Origin of the sequence: uncultured Holdemanella sp., assembly GCF_934772795.1 — a bacterium.
Lineage (GTDB): Bacteria > Bacillota_I > Bacilli_A > Erysipelotrichales > Erysipelotrichaceae > Holdemanella.
On the sequence record NZ_CAKVMR010000037.1, the window covers coordinates 1 to 22,877 of the forward strand.

General features: G+C 32.1%; 25 protein-coding genes and 1 other annotated feature. Of the genes, 3 read left to right on the forward strand and 22 right to left on the reverse strand.

The features are described 5' to 3' along the window. Nucleotides 1–108: 108 nt before the first annotated feature. From Q0F04_RS11915 to Q0F04_RS07665, 9 genes are all read right to left on the reverse strand, one after another. The gene (locus tag Q0F04_RS11915; RefSeq protein WP_366510378.1) at nt 109–228 is read right to left on the reverse strand and encodes a tRNA-binding protein; all 120 of its coding nucleotides are present in this window, start codon (nt 226–228) and stop codon (nt 109–111) included. Beyond that, nucleotides 229–507, reverse strand: a complete 279-nt coding sequence (locus tag Q0F04_RS07630) for a hypothetical protein (RefSeq protein ID WP_295751957.1) — start codon at nt 505–507, stop codon at nt 229–231. A gap of 198 nt (nt 508–705) precedes the next feature. Further along, nucleotides 706–1,926: a tyrosine-type recombinase/integrase gene (locus tag Q0F04_RS07635; protein ID WP_295751960.1), complete on the reverse strand. Its 1,221-nt coding sequence runs from the start codon at nt 1,924–1,926 to the stop codon at nt 706–708. Between the two features lie 92 nt (nt 1,927–2,018). Then, nucleotides 2,019–2,216: an excisionase gene (locus Q0F04_RS07640; protein WP_295751963.1), complete on the reverse strand. Its 198-nt coding sequence runs from the start codon at nt 2,214–2,216 to the stop codon at nt 2,019–2,021. After that, nucleotides 2,191–3,216: a replication protein gene (locus Q0F04_RS07645; RefSeq protein ID WP_295751966.1), complete on the reverse strand. Its 1,026-nt coding sequence runs from the start codon at nt 3,214–3,216 to the stop codon at nt 2,191–2,193. Before Q0F04_RS07645 ends, Q0F04_RS07640 begins: the two co-directional genes overlap by 26 nt. A 137-nt stretch (nt 3,217–3,353) precedes the next feature. After that, on the reverse strand, nt 3,354–4,109 hold the full coding sequence (locus Q0F04_RS07650) for a hypothetical protein (RefSeq protein ID WP_295751968.1): 756 nt from the start codon (nt 4,107–4,109) through the stop codon (nt 3,354–3,356). Further along, nucleotides 4,096–4,665: a hypothetical protein gene (locus Q0F04_RS07655; protein ID WP_270465044.1), complete on the reverse strand. Its 570-nt coding sequence runs from the start codon at nt 4,663–4,665 to the stop codon at nt 4,096–4,098. The genes Q0F04_RS07650 and Q0F04_RS07655 overlap by 14 nt, the downstream gene beginning before the upstream one ends. 50 nt (nt 4,666–4,715) lie before the next feature. Continuing rightward, the gene (locus Q0F04_RS07660; protein WP_295751974.1) at nt 4,716–5,108 is read right to left on the reverse strand and encodes a hypothetical protein; all 393 of its coding nucleotides are present in this window, start codon (nt 5,106–5,108) and stop codon (nt 4,716–4,718) included. Between the two features lie 65 nt (nt 5,109–5,173). After that, nucleotides 5,174–5,410 carry a hypothetical protein gene (locus Q0F04_RS07665; RefSeq protein WP_270465048.1) on the reverse strand — a complete coding sequence of 79 codons (237 nt, stop codon included), beginning with the start codon at nt 5,408–5,410 and terminating at the stop codon, nt 5,174–5,176. A gap of 144 nt (nt 5,411–5,554) precedes the next feature. Between Q0F04_RS07665 and Q0F04_RS07670 the strand changes: the two genes are divergently transcribed. Next, complete coding sequence (locus tag Q0F04_RS07670; protein ID WP_295751979.1) at nt 5,555–6,376, forward strand: hypothetical protein; 822 nt, start codon at nt 5,555–5,557, stop codon at nt 6,374–6,376. 35 nt (nt 6,377–6,411) lie between these two features. Here the strand turns inward: Q0F04_RS07670 and Q0F04_RS07675 are convergent, their stop codons facing one another. Then, nucleotides 6,412–7,542, reverse strand: a complete 1,131-nt coding sequence (locus tag Q0F04_RS07675) for a hypothetical protein (RefSeq protein WP_295751982.1) — start codon at nt 7,540–7,542, stop codon at nt 6,412–6,414. Nucleotides 7,543–7,572: 30 nt separating this feature from the next. After that, nucleotides 7,573–9,273, reverse strand: coding sequence for a hypothetical protein (locus tag Q0F04_RS07680; protein ID WP_295751985.1), 1,701 nt, complete (start codon nt 9,271–9,273; stop codon nt 7,573–7,575). A gap of 133 nt (nt 9,274–9,406) precedes the next feature. Here Q0F04_RS07680 and Q0F04_RS07685 point away from each other — a divergent pair, with 133 nt between their 5' ends. Continuing rightward, nucleotides 9,407–9,703, forward strand: coding sequence for a helix-turn-helix transcriptional regulator (locus Q0F04_RS07685; protein WP_295751988.1), 297 nt, complete (start codon nt 9,407–9,409; stop codon nt 9,701–9,703). A gap of 159 nt (nt 9,704–9,862) precedes the next feature. Here the strand turns inward: Q0F04_RS07685 and lysS are convergent, their stop codons facing one another. The 3 genes from lysS to Q0F04_RS07700 form a co-directional block, all read right to left on the reverse strand. After that, nucleotides 9,863–11,344 (reverse strand): lysine--tRNA ligase, encoded by a 1,482-nt coding sequence (gene lysS, locus Q0F04_RS07690; RefSeq protein WP_295751991.1) that lies wholly within the window; start codon nt 11,342–11,344, stop codon nt 9,863–9,865. Nucleotides 11,345–11,388: 44 nt separating this feature from the next. Beyond that, nucleotides 11,389–11,600 (reverse strand) — a binding site (T-box leader). A gap of 40 nt (nt 11,601–11,640) precedes the next feature. Further along, entirely contained in the window at nt 11,641–12,201 is a 561-nt protein-coding gene (locus tag Q0F04_RS07695; protein WP_117570858.1) for a TetR/AcrR family transcriptional regulator C-terminal domain-containing protein, read from the reverse strand. A 10-nt stretch (nt 12,202–12,211) separates the two neighbouring features. Beyond that, nucleotides 12,212–12,769, reverse strand: a complete 558-nt coding sequence (locus Q0F04_RS07700) for a manganese efflux pump (protein ID WP_295751994.1) — start codon at nt 12,767–12,769, stop codon at nt 12,212–12,214. A gap of 102 nt (nt 12,770–12,871) precedes the next feature. Here Q0F04_RS07700 and Q0F04_RS07705 point away from each other — a divergent pair, with 102 nt between their 5' ends. Continuing rightward, nucleotides 12,872–13,900, forward strand: a complete 1,029-nt coding sequence (locus tag Q0F04_RS07705) for an Mbeg1-like protein (RefSeq protein ID WP_295751997.1) — start codon at nt 12,872–12,874, stop codon at nt 13,898–13,900. Here the strand turns inward: Q0F04_RS07705 and Q0F04_RS07710 are convergent. The 8 genes from Q0F04_RS07710 to Q0F04_RS07745 all read right to left on the reverse strand — a co-directional run bounded on the left by Q0F04_RS07710 (nt 13,897) and on the right by Q0F04_RS07745 (nt 22,595). Next, nucleotides 13,897–14,523, reverse strand: a complete 627-nt coding sequence (locus Q0F04_RS07710) for an SdpI family protein (protein WP_295752000.1) — start codon at nt 14,521–14,523, stop codon at nt 13,897–13,899. The genes Q0F04_RS07705 and Q0F04_RS07710 overlap by 4 nt on opposite strands. Next, on the reverse strand, nt 14,510–14,788 hold the full coding sequence (locus Q0F04_RS07715) for an autorepressor SdpR family transcription factor (RefSeq protein ID WP_295752003.1): 279 nt from the start codon (nt 14,786–14,788) through the stop codon (nt 14,510–14,512). Before Q0F04_RS07715 ends, Q0F04_RS07710 begins: the two co-directional genes overlap by 14 nt. 119 nt (nt 14,789–14,907) lie before the next feature. Then, entirely contained in the window at nt 14,908–15,798 is an 891-nt protein-coding gene (locus Q0F04_RS07720) for an O-acetyl-ADP-ribose deacetylase (RefSeq protein WP_295752006.1), read from the reverse strand. A 2-nt stretch (nt 15,799–15,800) separates the two neighbouring features. After that, nucleotides 15,801–16,094, reverse strand: a complete 294-nt coding sequence (locus tag Q0F04_RS07725) for a hypothetical protein (RefSeq protein WP_295752009.1) — start codon at nt 16,092–16,094, stop codon at nt 15,801–15,803. A 51-nt stretch (nt 16,095–16,145) separates the two neighbouring features. Beyond that, nucleotides 16,146–17,066 carry a patatin family protein gene (locus tag Q0F04_RS07730; protein WP_295752011.1) on the reverse strand — a complete coding sequence of 307 codons (921 nt, stop codon included), beginning with the start codon at nt 17,064–17,066 and terminating at the stop codon, nt 16,146–16,148. A 50-nt stretch (nt 17,067–17,116) separates the two neighbouring features. Further along, nucleotides 17,117–18,460, reverse strand: coding sequence for a radical SAM protein (locus Q0F04_RS07735; protein ID WP_295752013.1), 1,344 nt, complete (start codon nt 18,458–18,460; stop codon nt 17,117–17,119). Between the two features lie 200 nt (nt 18,461–18,660). Continuing rightward, nucleotides 18,661–20,664, reverse strand: a complete 2,004-nt coding sequence (gene bilR / locus Q0F04_RS07740) for a bilirubin reductase, long form (RefSeq protein ID WP_295752015.1) — start codon at nt 20,662–20,664, stop codon at nt 18,661–18,663. 8 nt (nt 20,665–20,672) lie between these two features. After that, on the reverse strand, nt 20,673–22,595 hold the full coding sequence (locus tag Q0F04_RS07745; RefSeq protein WP_295752017.1) for an FAD-dependent oxidoreductase: 1,923 nt from the start codon (nt 22,593–22,595) through the stop codon (nt 20,673–20,675). Between the last annotated feature and the right edge of the window lie 282 nt (nt 22,596–22,877).

A 22,877-nucleotide genomic window follows, 5' to 3' on the forward strand; every position in this document is an offset into this window, starting at 1 on the left:
ATTTTAACGAATATTCACAGACCCCGAACTAGGCCCCAAATGATTGCGCTAAAACCCTAAATGATTTTGGTTACCCTGTTCAATAGTTAAATCAATATGCTACGCTATTTAGTAAAGCTTAGCTCCTGCAGGAATATTGTCATCAACCATCAATAAGTTTAGTCCTTCATGACCATTTTCTTCATGTACAGCTGAGATCAACATACCTTCAGAATTAATACCCATCATTTATCTTGGTGGTAAGTTTACAATCGCAATTGCAGTCTTTCCAACCAATTCTTCTGATTCATAATAATCGTGAATTCCGCTTAAAATTACGCGATCTTTACGTTGGCAGTCATCTAAAGTGAACTTTAATAGCTTCTTAGATTTTTCTACTGCTTCACAAGCTAAAATCTTAACAGCTCGGAAATCTGATTTTGAGAATGTTTCAAAATCTACCATATCTGTGAAGATTGGGTCAATTTTTACATTAGAAAAATCAACCTTTACAGGTGCAGCTTCCACTGGTTTTTTAGCTTATGCTTTCTTGTTTGAATCCCCTAAGTTCTTCATGTGAGGGAATACAAAGTCTAGTCATTAAAATACTTTATATCCCTTTATTAGTGTTTATTTGATAAGTTGCTATTTAACTTTATTTTTATATGTATTAATAATTCTTTATATTTAGTCGTAAATCTGTCGTATATTTGTCGTATATCATAATTAATTAAAGTACTTTTCAAATTTATTTATTTCTTCTTTTGTAAAATCCTGTTTTGCTTCAGCATATATATTCATCGTTGTTTGTGCGTCTGAATGTCCTAAAACTTCTTGCATAACTTTTACATTTACTCCAGCTTCTAGCATTCTAGTTGTGAATGTATGCCTTAACGAATGATTTGAAACATTAGGGAGAATAATTGAATTAGCATTACCCTTATCCATAATCTCATAATTACAATCTCTTATAATTCTTCGCAAAGCCTTATTAAGTGTCGCTTGATTATGTGTAGTTCCATATCTATTAATAAAAACAAAATCTGTATATCCGTCTATGTTAGCAACACATTTAATCCCTAATTCTTTTTGATAAGCTCGTTCTTCTAATAAAGCTAATCTTACTTTTTCAATCATTGGAACTACTCTATTTCCAGCATTAGTCTTAGGTGTGTGAATTGCATAACCACATCTGCCTTTACCACCTTTATCATAATAGACTAATGTATGGGATACGGTTATTGTATTGTTTTCAAAATCAATATCGTTCCATGTTAATCCAGTAAGCTCCCCGACACGTAATCCTGTCCAAAGCATTACAATAAATACTGAATACCACCTATGATTTACCCCCTTTTTTTTTAGATAGTTCTCAAATATTTTTTGTTCATCTTTAGTAAATGCTTTTCTTTTTTCAACATCTTTGTTGTGCGCTCGTTTCAACTCTTTTAAAGCATTATCTGAAGGATTATATCTTATACAATCATCTTCTACTGCTAATTCTAATATTTGATGTATAACAGTATGTAAACATTCAATAGTCCTCACTTTTAAATGGCGAGTATCTAAAAGCATATTATAAAAACTTCTAACATCTGTCCTTTTCAACTCGCACACTTTTATATTACCTATCTGGTATTTAGCAAATTGATTATACATATACTTATAATTTTGAAATGTATTGTTTTTTAATCCTTTTTTTAGACTTTCCCACTTTTTATAAAAGTCATTAACTGTTAGGTTTTTATCATTAACTTTTATACCATTTAAAGTATCTCTTAAGATATCTATTTCTTTTTCTCTTAGTTCTTCAAGAGTTTTAGCATATATTGAATGACGCTTACCTGTTTTATCTGTCCATTTAAATTCATATGTTTTATTTGAACGTTCGTATTCTCCCTCCTTTAAAATCCTGTTTTTAGAATCTTTTCTCCGTTTAACTGACATGTCATCTTCCTTTCTGTTATATATTTACAACAAAAAGAACACACTCATATTTAAATTATATCAAGTGTGTTCAATTTGTCTACTGTGCATTTTTATATTGAATACTGTTTCTCCAAGTACTCACAAAACATATTTTTCTTAATCAAGCGTTTATTTCCACACCATATAACAAATTTACAATCTTCACTATTTGTAAGTTCCCTTAATTTATTAATTCCTATATTAAAATAAGAAGAAGCTTCATCTAATGTTAATAACGCTTTATCAGAAATCGGCACATCCTTCTTCATAGGACTCCCCCCCTTTACCATTCAAAGAATCAAAATACTCTTTTACAGTGTTAAATTCTTGAGTACCATTTTTTCCAAAAATCAACACTTTAGTGATCCTTCTTAAAAAAGCTAACCATGTATCTATGTCATTAATTTGTGCTTCAGAATACTGTTTTTCTAAAGGCCAATTACTAACTATAAACACTTTAGAATAACATGCAACCTTATTTGAGTATCTAGATTGTAACTCCACTGGGTATACATCACAGTACATAAGCATATTAGATATATTTATTGATGACCTGAATTCATCAAAGCATATCACAGGTTGACATGAATAACTATCAAATGGATGTATGTAATCCGTAACTCTATACACATTAGAATAGCCAGAGTTTTCCATTACATATCTTGTCTTTCCAGTTCCAGTAGCCCCAAATATATAGACAACCTCTAAATTTAACCTAAGAGTATCTTTGTATTTATCGATAAGAATGATATTTCTTATTTTATCTAGTTTATCAATTTGTAGAATATAATCCTGATTTGAATGTATTATTTCAGAATTTGACATGTTATCTTGTATCATACGATATAATTCAGATAAATCACTTCTTTTCCCTTTAGAATCTGGAGGTGGAGTTCCAAATTCTTCGAAGGAATCATCAATCTTCTGATCATTTTTTAAATCATCTAACCATTTACCCTCCTTCTTTATGTAGAGAATATTATCAGATACTGAACCTTTGCAAGCTTCTATATGAACATCAGAGAAGTGTCTTTTAATTTTTGACCAGCGTACTCTAGAAGTAAATACTATAAATATATGTGTATGAAATGTAGCCCCCATTTCATCTGCCATGCAGAAATAAGTAATAGTCCGAAAATTATCAATGATTTTACTTTTAATATTGTCATGTGTATAGCCTTTTTCAATAGGATTATTTATAGTCAGTTGGTACATATATGATTGTTTGTCGATAATAACACCACCAATCTGTGCATTTTGTTCATTCAAATTTTGCACATTATATATCTTCATAAATATTTATAAATCTTTAAAAATGTATTTTATGTTTGTTGTTTTCAAGTTGTGGTAATACTAGCACAACTTGTAAGAATAGCCTGTGGCTTCGCCACAGCTATTCTTATTTGTTATTTAGATAATCCAGCTACACACAATTCTTCAAGTTTATCTTTATTGCGAATGATTGGTATTTTTACAAAGTGCAACACTGAGCTTTGCAACAACACCACACCTTCCCCTGTCTTAAACTTTCTATTCCCTATTGCTTCAATGTATTCTTTAGGTAAAAGCATTTCATAAATACTTTTTATTGAAGCACCTAAAACTATAATTATCCCAAAATTTAAACGAGAACCATTTTTAAACACTGAAGCGTCTGGACGCTGACAAGTAGCTATAACCCTAATACGAAGCGATCGCCCAAGCATAAGCAATGTTGAAATTTTATTCATTACAATTTCAGCCTTCTTTTTATCAATTTCAAATAGATAAAGAATGCAGGCTACATATTCATCAAATATTAGAGTTACTGGATATCTGGTTTTATCTTCTCCAGATTGCCGTTTTAATAATATTTCATAAACAACATCAACCGCTTCAGCACACCTTTTAAAAGGATAATACCTTTTTGTCCCCCGTAAAAATTCAAACATATCATCTTGTTTGAAATCTGCAAAATAATATATCCCCTGTTCTTCAAGTTGTATAAGTCTACCAAAAATCACAAGTAGACATGAACTCTTAGCTGACCCACTCATTCCAGTTAGAAGCATATGTGAGTTGCTAGTTCCATCAATAGGAGAAGTAATACTCACTTTATTTCCATAATATACATATTCATCGTAATCGTAGGCTACATTCAAATTACTTTCAGATGTCGTCATACAGTAGGTCACTTTCTTTTGAAAATATCCCTTTTGATGATGTGAATTTTATAAAACCTCTTTTAGAGTAAGTAATATCCTCTTCCTTAATTTTGCAATTTAGAAAATGTTCAACATCTTTACGATTTTCAACCCAGATATGTAATGGAATATTTGTATAAAATTCTCTCACATTAGCTTTATTACCCTTAATGGATTTTTTATATACTAATATTGCATAACCCTCTTTTGAATGTTTATTTACGAATCCCTCTAATTCACTTTCATCTTCTCTTGCCACTAATTCTCCCACCAAATAAATAACACTATATATCAAGATAACAGGAATAATAAAAGATAGAGTTTTTTCTGCTACCGAGAAAGCTGAAGTCAAAATTAAAGGAACATTAAAATTTGATACATATATTGTTTTAATATACTCAAATGCAATTATTATCAAAATAACAGGAATCCAAATTAAATTATAAATCGGTCTGTTTCTTAATTCATGTAAACCCAGAAAAATCCTATATCTATTTTTAGTTCGTTGTAGTTTCTTTTCAAGTAATGCGTTCATAATAACCTCCTATTTTAATTGAGAAAAGGGAATTACCCTTTTCTCAAATACTATCTAAGATATTTAGAAAATACATTTAATAGCTCTTTTGCTAAATTTAGCGAATTGCCCATGAATTCTAAGCAAATTTTTTCTGCCGATTCTTCAGAATTTATTTCGAAAAAACCTTTGTCATTGACTTTTCCATATTCTTCCTTTTTAATAAAATCCCAATAATCTTCTTCTAGAATAGGTAATATGTAATTATCAATATATCTTTGAACATCTTTTAAAAACTCATCTGATAAATCATTGCTTTTAAGACATTCTTTAGATAATTCGTCATATGATTCAAGAGATTTGCATATTTCGTTACAGTCTTCTATGTGATCAATAGATATACACTCGTGTAATATTTCAAATGCACATGCAACGGCGAATTTATCATTTTTCTTTTTTTTCATTTTATTTTCTCCTTCATTAATGGTATATAAAGAGACTGTACACATCCCTATATATACACATGAGTTTATTTTGTGATTTTTTCCACTCGTTCCACTTTGCCTTTCATGTTGAAAAATATTTCTACTAAATCGTTCTGTTGTAGAACTGGAATTTTAATTTCTTCTTTAACAAATACTTTTTCTGCTTTTAGACCTTCTGTATTACTGTCTTCAAACAAAATATAGAGATTCACACCAGTTATTGTTTGACCTTCTGGATTTTTGAAATTCACAACACTTTTACCAGCAATTCTTGCTTGCATAGCTCTCTTCTCCTTTCTACATAATCCTCTAGAGTGATAATTTAGGATAATTATCCTGATTTAATTATACATGAATCATGGGTGTTTAAATGGGGGTTAATGTGTTATAATTTAGAAAAAATACCCATGTACAAGGAGGCACACGTGAATGATTTAGCAGAGTTTTTTATAAAAAAAACACACAAAAGAATAAAAAATAAAATACAATCCTCTAACTATACATACTCACAGATAAGCCCATATGATGAAAGTATTGTGAGTAAAGTGATTAACTTTAAATTGACAAAAAACAATAAGTATCTGGTTACAAATAAATTCATAAAAAATCTTGTTGAATGCAACTTATTTAACAATGAAGTAGAAGCTTTATGGGGAACCAAGTCAGAAAGAGAAGATTATATGTATGAGCTGTTCTCTTTATTAATTAAAGCTTCATTTGATTCTAAAAACTATATAGACAAAGTTACATTATTATTATCAGACTATGTACCTTTTGCACAATGTCTAAGTTTCTATGAGATTCTTATTGACAGACTATTTGATTATAGTGATAAATCGAGTTCACCTTTTTTTCTTGAATTAGGAATTAGTGAAGATTTGGTTTTCAATAAATACAGTATTTCAAAACGAAACGCTATTAAGTTTTTATACGCTAAATGTAAAGATAACTTTATTAAAATGTTTAATAATTTTTGCAATAACACTAAATCATATAGAGGGCTTGAAAAATCTTTAAACGAGATACTTTTACCAGATTTTCATTCTTTTCTATCTCCTTACTTTCCTAACGATAATTCTTTAGGATTGCGTACCAGAAATTTATTAAAAAAAGACTTGGATGAATATCACACAGCCTATTTATTATCAGATGATGATACAATAAAAGAAAAGGCAAAACTCTTAAGTTCTACATTAGACTATATTTATAAATTAGACATCATTCAAAGAGAAAAAAAATGGAACTGATTGACAATTTATGTCTTTCAGTTCCACTTTTTTATTTATTTTATTTTACTATACTTATATGTGTGAGTATCTATAAATCCATTGTCAAACATAATTTTATAATCAATTGATAATATATCATTTGAGATATTTGTTAAATCAAAAGAATATGATACAACCACAACATCATCTCCCCAATTAGCAGGGGACTCTTCACCGTACGCATCTCTTTTATATACATAAGCTGTATAATGGTTAATGTCTGCAATTGAAAAATCATAAAAGAAAATATTAACATCTTGTTCATCATAAATTCTTGATAATGCAGGTTTATTATCGATATATCGTAATTCTAGAACATGTTCTTCATTACCTATATTTTCTCCATTCATAATATATTCTTCAAATTTCCATTTACCTTTAAGTTTATCCCATAAATCATCAATAGTCTTTATGTAATCAGAGTTATTATCATCTTTTTCATTTGTTGTAGTCCTAAAACTTGATATAATTGAGACTACTTCTTTTTCTTCTTTGTCACTAAACTTTCCAGATTCTGAACTTGCTATTAATGATATATGCCCAGAGTACCAAAAAGAAAATGTAGGTAAACCAGCTATTAACATTTCTTCTTTTTGTCCCATTTCACTCTCTGGCAAAAGAGCATATCTAATAATATCATCTTCAACCTTTTTAAACTCTCCATCTCCTAACATATCACATTGTTCTTTAGTATCAAGTTTCCCTACCACAAAATTCCCCAAAGACGAGTGATCTTCTGCTTGTACATATTCGGGAATGAAATTTGCATCTGTTACCTTCGTTACATCAACAACATTAATAGCACGCGTTGCTCCTGTTAATTCTCTTGCACCGCCAAAATACCAATAAGTTACTTCTACTCCTTTATTATTCGATATAACTACTCTTTCTGAAGAAGGGGTAATTTCTTCAGTTTCAACTTTCCATCCTTCTGGATAATCAAATGAGAATGAAGGAAATGTAATCGCATTGGCTTCTCCATAATTCGTAGAGTATGTATTTTTTAAATTTCCTTTATTTATTTTATTTACTATGTTTTTTTCTTTTAGTTTCTTATTTTGTGATTTATCATCGACATTACTACAACCAGTTAACAGGAGTGAGAAAACTATGCCTAATATGCACAAACTTTGTATATTTTTCATATAACCATCCTTTTATATTTCTTATTTCATTTAATCATGTTTCTTAAAAACAGCTAAGACATTTCCTTTAGAATCAATCAATTTTAATAATCCATCTTCCCCAGAGCTAAATAGAGCAGGTAAGATAAAGAATATTATTATAGCTATTCCTATTACTATAAACAACTTCCAATTATCAAAGAATAAAACAGCAAAATTTAATATAAAAGCAATTAAAATTAATTCTAATACTCTATATAGTACCCTAAATAATGTTTCTCGAGATTCCTCTAATATCAAACTAAATATAATAGAAACAATAAAACAAACAACACTAATGAGAGTTACCAAATAAAACAATCCCGTTAATATATTAAATATCAGTACAGCCATTGAATATCCAAAAATATTTGGTAATCTATTTATTAATGGAACAATCACATTAGCATCGTATAAAGTTATTGTGAGCAATGAAAAAGTCAGCCCAAAACTTCCGATATACATTATAAACTTTAATAACTTTTTATACTTCCAATTCTTATTTTCTAACGCTCTTTTATATGAAATCATCAAAGCTACACCCAAAGAAAAGAGTATAATATTTATAAATATTGTTTTTGAGAAAATATTTACTGGTTTCATCCCATAGGCAAAAATACTATTTTCTTTATCTTTAGTAATATAGTATAAGACAAACAATACAACTGCATATAGAATGGGAATCCATTTCGTTAAAGTCATTATTATACTATCAATATTTTTTATTCTTAGATTTTTTACCTTTTGAATTAAATCATCTTTATAACTTATTTTCGTATCATTTATTATTTCAGAATCAGAATTCAGCTTCTTATCTATTTCAATCCCTCTTTTTAAAATACAATTATTTGCATTTTTGAAGAATTCTTCCATTTCCTCTAATGTATTGGGTAATGGATTTTCCAGAGAATGATTTTTAAAGAATGAAATTGGCTTCCCTTTTGAATCTACATATGAGTTTAAATGATTGCTATTAACAAAGTCTTTCCAATCAGAAAAATTTTTCAGCCATTGAACACAATGATTTACTGCGTCACCTACATTCTTTGAATTAGATAACAATTTAGTCAATGCAGTATTATTTGTTTGAACACTTATATTTGGATTATCTTGAAACCATAGATAAATCTGCTTCATTACTAAATCCCATGAATCCCATTTTCCAAAATTACTTCTTCCTGTATTGAATCCTTGGGGAACTGGAAAGAAGTTTCCAATACTGTGTGTGTTACAAATAAAATTAGAAGCATTTTCTGAAATATTTATATTACTTATATTATCAAGTACAAAATCATCAAAATTCTTTCTTATAGTTTTTTCATCAAATCCTTGTAAAACAAAATATCTTTTCAAAGGAGTTAATGGACTTGTCATTGTATCCCCACGATAATATACATCATCTTTAACTAATTCATATTTTACTGTTTTATTTCTTTGTTTCTCGATATTATAATCATTTAACCATTTATAAGCTTTATTATAAACTTCAGTAACATCTTCACAAGAATCACAATCAAATTCTCGTATATGTCGTACATCTAATTGTCCTGACAGTTTATACAGATTTAATTTAAGTAGATTTTTCTTCTTTTCATCTTCTACCACTTGATAAAGTCTAATAAATTCTTTTATTTTTTCACACCCTGAGAAATCATTTAATTTTAATAGTTCACTAATAACAACTTCTTTACAATCAAAATTATACTCAATCATACATATCACTCACTTTTCTAAATTTTCTTTTCATACAAAATTATAAATAAGACAACCTTAAAAATCAACTTATAGTATATTAATCGATTTATAGTGTACTTATAATATATATCATTTATATTAGGTGATATAGATGATTTATTTTGGAACTAGATTAAAAGATTTAAGAAAGTCTAAACGATTAACCCAATTAGAACTTGCTGAAGCTGTCGATTTAGTAAAAAGTTCAATATCAGCATATGAGAAAGGTTTAAAATATCCTTCCATTGAAGTATTAATCAAAATATGTAATTTTTTTAATGTTTCTTCAGATTACTTGCTTGGAATATCCGACAATAAAGAAATACAGAAATATGACCTAACTGAAGAGCAAAGGGAAATTATCACTAAACTCATAACTCAATTCCACGAATATAATAATAAAAAATAATTTATTGTTTTTTATTACATATTAAAAAGAGATTTCATTTATTAAGATTAAATCAATAATATTTGAAATCTCTTTTTTGAGTATCTTCTATCTTGTCGTAAATATGTCGTAAATTTATTTGTTAAATTGCAAATATCTCTTTATATAAAGCCTTTTTTCTTATTGTTTCTTCATGTGAGGGAATAATAATACTTCACGAATTGTTCTTTGATCTGTCAACAACATAACGAAACGGTCAATTCCAAGTCCTACACCACCAGTTGGAGGAAGACCATATTCCAATGCTTCTACATAATCTGTATCGACTTCGTTAGCTTCATCATCACCTAATTCACGAAGCTCTAATTGTTTTTCGAAACGTTCTCTTTGATCAATTGGATCATTTAATTCAGAGAATGCGTTCGCATATTCGTGTCCACAAATGAATAATTCATAACGATCCGCAAATCTAGGATCTTTTGTATTCTTTTTAGCTAATGGAGAAATTGATGTTGGGTGACCATATACAAATGTTGGTTGTACAATTGTTTCTTCAACATATTTTTCAAAGAATAAGTTGATGATGTGTCCAACTGTATTATGGATCTTTTCAACTTCAATATCATGTTCCTCAGCCAATTTAACAGCTTCTTCATAACTCATATCTTGCCAGAAATCTACACCACAAGCTTCTTTGATCGCATCAACCATGTGAATACGTTTAAAAGGAGCCTTTAATGATAATTGAGTCCCTTGATAAGTGATATCTGTAGTACCCAATACTTCATTTGCGACAGAATCAAATAAACCTTCAATCAAGTCCATCATTCCATGTAAATCACTATAGGCAACATAAGCTTCTACAGTAGTAAATTCAGGGTTATGCATCGCATCCATTCCTTCATTACGGAATAAACGTCCAATTTCATAAACACCTTCTAAACCACCAACGATTAAACGTTTCAATGGTAATTCAGTCGCAATACGCAAATAGAAATCCATATTTAATGCGTTGTGGTGAGTTACGAAAGGTCTTGCACTTGCACCACCTAAGATTGGCTGCATTACTGGAGTTTCAACTTCAACTAAACCTTGACCATCCAAATAGTGTTGAATTGCACGAATAATTTTTGGTCTTGTTAGTGCAATACGCTTAGCTTCTGGATTCATGATCAAGTCTACATAACGACGACGGAAACGCTCTTCAACATCTGTTAAACCATGGAATTTTTCTGGTAATGGACGAAGAGATTTTGAAAGATGAGTATAGTTTTTAGCACGAACAGACAATTGTCCATGATCTGTCTTCATGACAGTACCCTCAATACCTACAATATCTCCAATATCATTTTTCTTGAAGATTTCATATTGATCATCACCAATTTCATCTTTACGAACATAAATCTGAATTTGACCTTCACGATCCTGAATGTTCATAAAACCAGCCTTACCCTGACGACGCTTCGTCATGATACGACCTGCAATTTTAACTGTTACTTGTAATTCATCTAATTCTTCTTTTGTCTTGTCTTCATAAGATGATTTGATAATACCCGAATTTGAAGTACGATCATAACGAGATCCAAATGGATCAATACCCATGTCAATCAAATCTTGCATCTTCTGACGACGAACTTGTTCTTGTTGCGTTAACTTTTCCATTGTTTTCTCCTTTTTCTTTTATCCATAAAAAAAGGCACTTGCCACAAAGGGACGAAGTGCTCGTGTTACCACCCTAATTTACCAGACAAATCACTTTGCCCAGCCTTAGTCACTGTCTATAAACAGCGCTTCCTTTAATGCAGGAAATACAAATAGCTCCAAGTCTTTATTCCCAATTAGTCCTACGCTTTTTTTCACCAACCAAAAGCTCTCTAAAGTATTTCTAAAAGGTACTCGCCCTCTTCATTGCCTTTTTATACGCTTTTATCCTACTAGACAATACACAATTTGTCAATTTAAGATTTATCCATATATCGAATATTTAATTCTTTAATACTGTTTTTAAATAAGACATCTATCTTGGCATAATATGTTTCTACATCCGGTTCAAAATTATGTTGGATCCAATACTTTAAAAAGTACAATAAATCATTCGCATAATAATCCACTAGAAAATCCACTGTGAACCTTGAATCCATTCCACTCACATCTAAATAAGAAAATACATTTCTAAATATTTCTTTAAACACATTACTCATCAAGTCTTCAAAACCATTCTGACCTGTGATTCTGTAACAAGACTTAAAGAAGTCTCGATTATCACTTACCGTTTGAAAAATATGTTTGATGATTTGAGGATTCGTTTGATTTTCAAACCCCTTAAAAAACATACGATGAATCAAATATTCCAATGCCTCATACTTATCCATGAAATGATTATAAAAAGTTCCACGAATAACACCCGTTTTATCGCAAATCTGTTTGATTGTAATCTTTTCAAAAGGCTTTTGTTGCATTAAAATATATAATCCTTCGCTCAGAAGATCTTTCATTGTCACCTTTTCATTAAATGTCATGAAATCACCTCTACAATCGAATTAATCTGAAAATTAATGATAAACTCATAAATAAGTATACCGCTCCACAAAGAAAATAATAAGCCTTTTGATATCCAGCCCCATTATAATATCCAATATAGAAATGAATCATATACCCACAAAGAACAATTAAAAATAAGACGAATGATTCCATCAAAAAAGGAAGATTCATGTAATAACAACCAACTCCAACTAAGAAACAATCCAAGCCACCAATTAACGCAAGCTTAATAATTTCCTTTGTATCAAACTCTTTTAATCTTTCCACAAACTTTCCACGCTTAAAACTATAGATGACCATTCCAATTCCTAGAATTAAAAACACAAAAATCGCAACATACTTATTTAACGTTGCCCAAGGACGACCAAATATATACATAGACATTCCATGTCCTAATAAAAACATGCCTGCACTGCATAGTGCAAAAATCAAGCCATAACTTAACACTTTTGAAAAACGAATATTACGAATTGTAGCCCCCTGCTCTAATGCACATACAAATACGTCTAAACTAAGAAAAATACTTAAAATCCCAAATATCAACATAACAATCCACCTTCACTAACCTTATTGTATACGAACTTGGATTATTTTAAAAATCGTGATGAACATATTTCAATAAATGTATTTATGAACTAAAATAAAACTATGAAAAACATCATTGACTATATTAAAGAATACGGAAACTTGACCCTTGAAGAATACCCATTTAATAATGTCGATTCTTTGATTCTCTCACAAATTTCCTATATTAAATTTGAAAACTCAAGTATTGACATTGAATCCGAAATTCATTTATTAGCTGACTTTGAAAATGAAATCAATGATTTATGCACTAATACACGAGTACCTGAATTAAATGAAGAATTATTCATTCAATTCGTACATTGCCTTCGATATGAAGCCATTACAATTTCAGATTTTCAATTTAACTTTGACAAAGGCAACGAAAAACAATTCTGTGCCATGACACTTCACTTACCCAACCAAATTGACTACATTGCCTTTAGAGGAACCGATGCTAGTTTTGTAGGATGGAAAGAAGATTTCAACCTATGTTTTCAAGAAAATATTCCTAGTCAAATTTCTGCCTTAAACTATGTGAATAACTATAAGACAAAACATAAAGTCATCTTAGGCGGACACTCCAAAGGAGCAAATCTAGCCCTATATGCAGGCATTCATACACACAATCCAATTTATTGCATATACAACCATGATGGACCTGGCTTTCTTACACCTTATCAAACCGATAAAAAAATATTTAAGACCATACCACAATCTAGTGTATTCGGACTCATTCTAGAAGAAACAACCAACTATCAAATCATTCAAAGTGATGCCATATCTATCCTTCAACATGATCCATTTACTTGGTGTGTTGAAAATGGAGACTTTATTTATCTCAAACAAAATGATCAACTCTCCAAACATACCCAAGCCACTCTATCCAATTGGCTTAAATCCATTGATGTCAATACCCGCAAACAAGTCATTGATACCATCTATTCTATCTTTTCCGATTATGAAAATCCAAAAGACTTAAGAAGGAATATCGACATGGTTGAAATCATCAAATCCATTCAAAATGTGGATAGTCAAACAAAGAAAATGATTATTGAAACCATTCAAGTCTTATTCAGATGCATTCAAAACGAAATCAAGCGAGGATTTTAAATTCCTCGCTTAAATAATACATAACTATAAATACATGGAATAATAGTCGCCACAAGAATCACAACAATTCCCATCGTCACATAACCGAGTAATCCAAGTATTATAAATAAGATTCCAGCAACGACCATACAATAGCCACCCACACGATTTGACAACACCCAGTTTTCATCACTATTTAATGCCCAAGATGTTTTAATTCCAACCGCATAATTTCGTTTTACTTTCGGCAAATAATTACCGAGTACTATCAATAAAACGCCAACTAAGATATTCATCACAAAACTTACATCAAACGAATATCCCAAACCAAAATAAATAATCGTCATACTTGTCACAATACAAATGACAGGACAAATCATAAATAGAATATTCATCATAAAATCCGGAATATTACTTCTTTTTGGATCTTTTACCGTCACAAAACAAGTAAATATATGAATTGCCAAACACAAAAACAACATACCAAACAATCCCATAAACTTAGGCATTGTTCCATCGACTTGACCATTCACATCAAAATGAGTTGGCACAACATCCGGTAGTTGTTTATAGAAAACTAGATTCAATATCAACGGAATTAGAAACAAAACTAAACTAAACTTAAACCATTTATTTTTCAACATCATCATTCCCTCCAATAAAAGATTTAAAATAACACAACATCTCTTCAAATACCGATGCGTTGATTTGATAAAAAATAAAATTCTTATCCTTCTCTTCACTAATCAAACCCGCATCCTTTAAAAGCGACAAATGATAAGAAACCGTAGCCTGGCTCATATCAAAATGACTCGCAATATCTCCAGCTGACATCTTGCCTTTTTTCAATAAGTTCAATATGTCTCTTCGTACTGGAGCGCCTAATGCTTTAAATGTTTTTTCAAACAAAGTATCACCACCTATTTACTATTTAGAAATATTTCTAAATAGATTATACTCTATAAGAAAAAACATTTCAAGTCTATTTAGAATATTTTCTAAATAGATAATAAAAAGAATCAGGAAGACTACTCTCCCTGATACGATGTATATTTCTGATATTCCTTTGTCGTTTCATCATCAAAACAATACAAACTGATCTTCATTGTATAATCACTATTCGCATCCAACCAATCCGCAATCGTCTTTAACACAAGTGGCACTGCCTTTTCTACAGGATAGCCATAAACACCACATGAAATAGCAGGAAATGCGATTGTATGAATATCATACTTACGAGCTAAACTCAAACTATTCCAATAACAATCCCTCAACATATGCTCATCTTTATGTTTACCCGAATAAATCGGACCCACAGTATGAATCACATACTTTGCCTTTAAATCATATCCTTTTGTAATCTTGGCCTGCCCTGTTTGACAACCATTTAATAATCGACACTCTTCTAGCAACATGGGACCCGCCGCTCTATGAATGGCACCATCAACACCACCGCCACCTAAAAGTGATTCATTAGCTGCATTGACAATACAATCTCCATCAAAAGTTGTGATATCTCCTTTGATAACTTTGATTTCACTCTCAAGATTTTTATTATCCAAAATCATTTCAATCAAAACCTTTGGTAAAAAATATGAATCTTTCCAAGGATTTAATACAACACCACTTACACCTTGTGTATCATGCACCATATTGAGTACATCCATTACACTTTGATTTAATGTTTCTGTAGCTTGACCCAAATCCACTTGAGCCTGCGTCGTAAAAGCGACAAATACATCTTGACCATCATCTAAAGATAATCTTCGATAGACCTTTTCTCCATTCGCATCGCCAACTGGAATAATAAATTGTTTTTGTTCCTTAGCCAATTTACGAATACGCGAAAGAACCTCCATATTCTTTTCTCGAGTTCCCTCTTGATATAATTCTTGAATCAATGTTTCTAATTTTTTCATACCTATTTCCTTACTACAAATGTCAAGCTAAAAGGAAAAGCCCCAATCACATCTTGATAAATAGAGTCATCAATAAAGAATCCCTCTTTCATTGCGCTTTCCTTTAATAGTGAATCAAGCGAAATAAATTCTTCTTCGCTGATTTTAAAATCATTAAAACAATACCCATCATTAAAACGCTGATAGTTAAATACTTCATCCATTAAATCCCAAGTACTCACTTCACTACCATCTTCTAATGTATCCATATAGTTTAATAATTCATTTACAATTTCTTGTTGTTTTTCTTGTACCATAAAAATCACCTACACTTATTCTAGCACAAAATGAAAAAGAGGCATTGCCTCTTAATCAATTTCTAAATATTCTTTCACTCTTTGAATCTGATTCAAGCCATCCAAATATCCCATGTAGTAAAGATCCGCTAATTTATCCACATCCCCCTCTACACGCGATACATTCACTGGCTTGCTTGGGGCAATCGTAAAGATCCTACCTTCATTTTCAAGTTGGATCAATTCATCACACTGCTTATTGTAGTCACTATTCATCGATTCCAACTTCTGTTCTAAAGCTGGATAGCCTGCATACAATCTTTTTGTCATTCTTTGAACTAAAGGATTCGCTTCACTCTTGCGATACTCTCTTTGACGCGTACGAACTACAATAATTTTCTTATAATCATGATCCAATGCCCATTGATACGCAATCTTATCGCTACAGCCACCATCCAAATATAATCCATCACCAATTTCAACCATCTTTGAAACATAAGGCATAGTTGCACTGGCCTGGACTGCCTTAAAAATATCTTGCGTTTTATTTTTACTAAAATATTCCGGTCTTCCCGTTTTACAATTTGTACATACCGCAATAAAATCACGCGTAGGATTCATAAAACGAGGCGTATTCAATGGATCAAAATACTGTGTACCCTTGATCAGAAAATCAAATCCTATGATTCCCTTGTTGTTTTTGAAAGCTTCTAAACCAACATATCGAGAATCATGGCGATACCCTAAATTAATTCTAGCACTACGACCAATTTGACCAGCCACGTAGTTAAATCCATTTAGTGCTCCTGCACTTGTACCAACCGTACACTGCATATTGATTTCAAACTGCATTAGAGCATCTAATACTCCTGATGTATAGAGTCCTCGAAAAGCTCCGCCTTCAAGAACAATACATCCTGGAACGATTTTATTTGAAGTATTTCCATTTGGAAGTTTGGATATTCCCGAAAAACGTTTATTATTCTTTTTCATAACATCCCTCCTTCTTAGCTGAAAATTTTAAACTCATTTTTTTAATTTGTCTACTTTTTTTGTTCACTCCAAAGCTTATCGGCCATTGGCTTCCAGTCTTTGGCATAAGGAACCGTTTTTTCTAATAAGTGATCCACATCTTCTGGAGATTCATAATCTGTATTGACAGCCTTACTTTGTTTAACCAACTCTTGAATACGACCTGCATTTTCAAGAGTTGGACAAGGTCTCAACATATTTTCGTTAAATGGTTGATTGTCATGGTAAGCTTGGAACAAAGGAGATCTTAATGCATCTAGCAATGTCGTATCATGAATATTACAGTTTGAATAATGAATGAATACACATGGCTCTACATCCCCCTTGGCATTGATATGTAGATATCTTCTACCTCCGGCGATACATCCACCAACATATTGAGCATCATTTTGAAAATCCATAGTAAAGATTGGCTTTTCACTTCTGAACTTACGAATCTGGTGATACACATACGCTCTTTGTTCTGGTGTTGGAAGCAATTCTTTAACAGCTCCATTGCCTACTGGCATATAGTGGAAGAACCAGCAGAATAAAGCACCTGAATCAATCATTAAATCAAAGAATTCATCACTCGCAATATCTTTATAATTTACACTTGTATAACAAGTACTAATTCCAAAAGGTAGCTTATGTTTCTTTAATAATTCCATGGCACGCTTTACATTTTCATAGCATCCTTTACCACGTCTAGAATCATTGGCCGTTTCAAAACCTTCCAAGCTAATAGCCGGAACAAAGTTTTTCACACGCAACATATCCTGACAGAATTCTTCATCAATCAAAGTACCATTTGTGAAAGATAAGAAAGCACAGTCTGGATGCATTTCACAAATCTTAATAACATCCTTTTTACGTGTTAATGGTTCTCCACCCGTATATATATACATATAAGTACCTAATTCTTTTCCTTGACGAATAATTGAATCAATATCATCTAAAGATAAATTTAATTGATGTCCATATTCGGCTGCCCAACAACCTGTACAATGTAAGTTACATGCGGATGTTGGATCTAATAGTACAGCCCAAGGAATATTACAATTATATTTTTCAGACAATTCTTCTTGTTTGGTACTACCATTTAATGACGCATTAAAAATAAAGTTTTTAAATACAGCTTGACGCACACCTGCATCTAAATCATACAATTTTAAAATATAGTCATACCAAACACCTTTTTCATCAATTTGTTCACGAATCAATTTACGTTGCGAATCATACCAACCTTCTGGCATAACCTTATCTACAAGATTCATTAATTTAGGAATATTTGTTTCAGGATCCTTCTCTAAATATTTTAACGCTTGGTTCATACCAAATTTTTGAACACTACTCTGTAAAGAACTAAAATTCATAACTCTTCCTCCGGTTTCTTTATAAGCTCATTCTAGTTCTTTAAAAGGGGGTTTGTAATAGACAAATTTCAAAATGTGTAAATTTTATGGCCTTTGGTCATTATTTTTATACCGTTTTGAGATATATATTATATATGATTTATATATTTATGAACCACGGTCATTTTTTTGCAAAAAAAAGAAGGTGTTTTCACACCCTCTTAGATTTCATTGGCAGCCTTATATCCTGTACGAATTGCACTGGCGATATCCGCTGTTCTTTCACCACTGCAGTCTCCCACATAAGTAAATGGAACAGTTAATTGACTATCATCAAATACATTCTTTTTAGAACCTAACGCATTTACGATTGTATCGGCTGTAATTTCAACATTTGTCTCTTCTTTTGTATTCACTGCATAGATGACATTATCTTTAATTTCACTAACACGTGTATTCACAAATTTTAAAACATTGTGCTTTTCAAAATCAGCTTCCATCAATGGTAATACTGTTTCAGATTCTTGTGCCGCAATCTTATCCATCATTTCAACAATTGAAACTTCAAGGCCTTTATTTGCCAAATATTCAGCCGTTTCAGCACCTACTAAGCCTCCACCTAAGACAACACATTTACCAGATACTTCTTGACCATTCAAGATATCCCAGCTTGATACAACATTTGAATTTTCTACATGCATAGGAAGATCCATATTATGAGCACCGATAGCTAAGATCACATGATCAAATCCATTTAATTCTTCCATTGTTGGTTCGTGATTCAATTGAATATCTACTTTACCTGGTAATAATTTTTCATAATATTGAACTGAACGTAAGATTTCATCTTTTCTAGGTGGAACGGAAGCAATATTGATTTGTCCACCCAAACGATCTGATTTTTCAAATACAGTTACTGTATGTCCACGTTTATAAGCTACACGAGCTGCCTCAAGACCTGCAAGACCTGCACCAACAATTGCGACATTCTTCGTTTCTGTACAAGGTTTAATGAAGATTGTTTCTTCATCTCCATTTTCTGCATTTAATACACAACTTAAATAACGACGAGATTGGATGGCATCCACACAACCTTTATTACAGTTCAAACATTCACGAATGCATTCACCTGAGCCTACTTTATTTGCGATATCTGGATCCGTTAATAAACTTCGTCCATAACCAATCATATCGGCTGTACCATCTTCTAAGATCTTTTCTCCAGCTTCCACACTGACTACACGACCCACTGTTGCCACAGGACAATGTACAACGGCTTTCACTTTTTCACAAGCACCTAAAGTCCAGTTGTATGGAACTGCACCCATAGGAGGAATTGTATCTCCCATGTTTCCTGTGTGGTTTGCCTGAGCCACCTGAATCATATCGATTCCCGCTGCATCTAGCATTTTCGCAAATTCAACAGCTTCATCTTCTAATAAACCACCTTTACCACGTAAAGATCCATCTGGATTGACTGTAATAATCGGAAGTTTATATTCGACCATCATTCCAGGAGCAGCTTCTTTAATTGCTTGTAAAACTTCTAATGCATAACGCGTACGATTTTCTAAGCTACCACCATAGTTATCTGTACGATGATTTAATAATGTAGAACACAATGAACCAAGTAGACGGTCACCATGAATTTCAATCGCATCAATACCTGCTTTTTGTGCTTTTCTTGCACATTCAGCTATACTATTTTTAATTGCGGTTAATTGTTCAACACTAGCCTCTGTCACAAAGTGCTGCATATCGTGGTGTAATTTTGTGTATGCACCCTTTGTCTTTTCATCACAGATCTTTTGTTGTTTTTCAGCCTCTTCTAAATCATTGGCAGCTTTCGCTTTTGCCGCCAATTGACCTGCAATACCAGCTTCCATGATCATTTTTCCTACACCTTGAACATCATATTCTGGGTGGAACAATTGTAAAGCGACTTTACAATCGTGTTCATGTAAGGCATCTGCCAATTTTTTATACATTTCAATTTGTGATTCATCATATAGTTTTGGTGTAGGACTTGCCGTACGTACCGGAGCCACGTCACCAATAACAATATATGAACATCCACCTTTGGCAAGTCTTGTATAGAAAGCTAATGAACGAGGACCAATCGATCCATCTCTTTCTTCATATCCTGTTGTCAAAGGGGGAAACATAATTCTATTTTTAAAAGTTAACTTACCAACTTGGATTGGTTGTAGTAATTTACTTGTCATAATTTCTCCTAGATATTTTTCGCAATTTCATGCGCATTTGTGATCGCATCTTTTAAAGTTCCCACTTTTTCACAATCACCAATATAGTGTACATTTTCGCCTTCTACTTCCACTTTCTTAGGTGCATATCCAACTGCGAAAATTAAAGTATCCGCTTCTGTGATTTTGTGTTCAACACCCTCTTTTACATACGTAATTGAATCTTCATCTACACTTGTTACTTGTGCATTCAATTCGATGCGAACACCTTTCTGCATCAATCTTTGAGTCAATCTAGATTTTGCAGCTCCACCTTCACCAGGCATTAAGTTATTTGTCATTTCTAATAATGTAATCTTACGATTCATTGGGAATAAGTCGTTAATTAATGGTGCTAAATAATCAGCTGTTTCACATCCAACACTTCCACCACCTAATACAACAATATTACGTCCTGGATATTTCTTTCCTGACAATACATCGTCGGCTGTCATCCAATTCTTGAATACTTTGAATGGAGGAATTTCTTTTGGGGTAGCTCCACTTGAACATACGATTTCGTAATCTTTGAATTCATTTTCAAGCATTTCTTTTGTGACTTCTGTATTTAAACGAACATCGATACCTTCATGATCTAAACGACGAATCATAAATTTAATAACTTTACACAATTCTTGTTTCGCAATTGGAACCGCTGCAAGTCTTAATTGTCCACCAAGTTCATTTGATTTTTCACAAAGAACAACTTCGTGTCCACGTTTTTTTGCAACATAAGCTGCTTCCATACCAGCAGGACCACCACCGATGACTAATACTTTTTTCTTATCTGTAGCTTCTTCAATCGTATCATCTTCAACACTTGGATTTACTGTACATCCAATTCGTTTACCCATCATGATACCTGTTAAACAACGTCCACATCCAATACATGGACGAATGTCGTCTACTTTTCCTTCAAATGCTTTATTTGCGAATTCACTATCACATAAGTTTGGACGTCCAATCATACACATATCACATTTTCCATTTGCGATTAATTCTTCGGCCATCCAAGGTTCATTGATACGTGCGACAGTCGCAACAGGAATATTTACATGTTTTTTAATTTCTTCACTAGAGTGAGCGTGAGGTGCCGCACTTGTTCCTGGAGCAGGCATACTTGATCCACGTTTGATTGTGTTTCCACCAGATACGTGAATAAAATCAACTCCAGCTTTTTCTAGTTGCTTACAAACATAGATTTGATCATTTAATGTCAATCCACCTTCACTATATTCATCACCACTAATACGAACATCAATAATAAAGTCATCTCCACAATATTTACGAACGGATGCGATAACTTCTAAACATAGGCGTAAACGTCCATCAATATTTCCACCATATTCATCTGTACGTTTATTATATAAAGGTGTTAAAAAACCACCTAATAATCCGTGGGCATGCGCACATTGAATTTCAACACCATCGCCACCCGCAATCTGAACACGATGAGCCGCTTGACCAAATTGATCAACGATTGTATGTAATTCTTCAATGGTTGCTGGTCTTGGAGCACTTTTTGCATAGTAAGGACCCACACAGCTTGGTGCAATCAATTGAGGTGTTCCCGGTACTGGGAAAGCCATATAAGCTGGGTGGAACAATTGTGCTAAGATTTTAGTTCCATATTGGTGTACGCCATCTACCAATTTTTTCCATCCTGGAATAAAGCTATCATCATAAATTGACATATCTCCAGGAAGATATACATAAGTTGGTTCTACAGTTACTACTTCAGTAACGATAAGTCCGACTCCACCTTTTGCACGTGCAGAATAGTGTGCCACTAAATCATCTGTTACATACCCTTTATCGGCCATGTTAGTTGAAATAGGTGGCATAAAAATACGGTTTTTTACTGTTGTTTTACCAATTTCAATTGGTTCAAATAAATGTGGAAAATTATTCATTTTCTAAACTCCTCCTCATAGATTCTTGTTATTTTACTCACAAATCAGCGCATAAAAAGCCTATCTCTTTTTTGCGTTTATTATTATGAATTAAAAAATAAAAAGAATGCGCTATCAGTATTAGTATAACGCATTCGTTAACATAAAACTATCTATTTAGTTGATTTGTGAACTTTTTTTAGTTAGGTATGCTTAACAAGAATCCAATAGGGTAGAGGGATAAAATAAAATTATCGCCCCTCCCGTTGAACCGTACGTACGGGTCTCGTATACGGCTCTACA

Coding starts and splice junctions, on each gene's coding strand:
- Q0F04_RS07735 (WP_295752013.1), bottom strand. CDS start 18,460: ATGAATTTTAGTTCTTTACAGAGTAGTGTTCAAAAATTTGGTATGAAC.
- lysS (WP_295751991.1), bottom strand. CDS start 11,344: ATGGAAAAGTTAACGCAACAAGAACAAGTTCGTCGTCAGAAGATGCAA.
- Q0F04_RS07710 (WP_295752000.1), bottom strand. CDS start 14,523: ATGTTGAAAAATAAATGGTTTAAGTTTAGTTTAGTTTTGTTTCTAATT.
- Q0F04_RS07650 (WP_295751968.1), bottom strand. CDS start 4,109: ATGACGACATCTGAAAGTAATTTGAATGTAGCCTACGATTACGATGAA.
- Q0F04_RS07705 (WP_295751997.1), top strand. CDS start 12,872: ATGAAAAACATCATTGACTATATTAAAGAATACGGAAACTTGACCCTT.
- Q0F04_RS07675 (WP_295751982.1), bottom strand. CDS start 7,542: ATGAAAAATATACAAAGTTTGTGCATATTAGGCATAGTTTTCTCACTC.
- Q0F04_RS07730 (WP_295752011.1), bottom strand. CDS start 17,066: ATGAAAAAGAATAATAAACGTTTTTCGGGAATATCCAAACTTCCAAAT.
- Q0F04_RS07635 (WP_295751960.1), bottom strand. CDS start 1,926: ATGTCAGTTAAACGGAGAAAAGATTCTAAAAACAGGATTTTAAAGGAG.
- Q0F04_RS07700 (WP_295751994.1), bottom strand. CDS start 12,769: ATGTTGATATTTGGGATTTTAAGTATTTTTCTTAGTTTAGACGTATTT.
- Q0F04_RS07655 (WP_270465044.1), bottom strand. CDS start 4,665: ATGAACGCATTACTTGAAAAGAAACTACAACGAACTAAAAATAGATAT.
- Q0F04_RS07640 (WP_295751963.1), bottom strand. CDS start 2,216: ATGAAGAAGGATGTGCCGATTTCTGATAAAGCGTTATTAACATTAGAT.
- Q0F04_RS07725 (WP_295752009.1), bottom strand. CDS start 16,094: ATGGTACAAGAAAAACAACAAGAAATTGTAAATGAATTATTAAACTAT.
- Q0F04_RS07745 (WP_295752017.1), bottom strand. CDS start 22,595: ATGAATAATTTTCCACATTTATTTGAACCAATTGAAATTGGTAAAACA.
- Q0F04_RS07680 (WP_295751985.1), bottom strand. CDS start 9,273: ATGATTGAGTATAATTTTGATTGTAAAGAAGTTGTTATTAGTGAACTA.
- Q0F04_RS07685 (WP_295751988.1), top strand. CDS start 9,407: ATGATTTATTTTGGAACTAGATTAAAAGATTTAAGAAAGTCTAAACGA.
- Q0F04_RS07720 (WP_295752006.1), bottom strand. CDS start 15,798: ATGAAAAAATTAGAAACATTGATTCAAGAATTATATCAAGAGGGAACT.
- Q0F04_RS07660 (WP_295751974.1), bottom strand. CDS start 5,108: ATGAAAAAAAAGAAAAATGATAAATTCGCCGTTGCATGTGCATTTGAA.
- Q0F04_RS11915 (WP_366510378.1), bottom strand. CDS start 228: ATGATGGGTATTAATTCTGAAGGTATGTTGATCTCAGCTGTACATGAA.
- bilR (WP_295752015.1), bottom strand. CDS start 20,664: ATGACAAGTAAATTACTACAACCAATCCAAGTTGGTAAGTTAACTTTT.
- Q0F04_RS07695 (WP_117570858.1), bottom strand. CDS start 12,201: ATGACATTTAATGAAAAGGTGACAATGAAAGATCTTCTGAGCGAAGGA.
- Q0F04_RS07665 (WP_270465048.1), bottom strand. CDS start 5,410: ATGCAAGCAAGAATTGCTGGTAAAAGTGTTGTGAATTTCAAAAATCCA.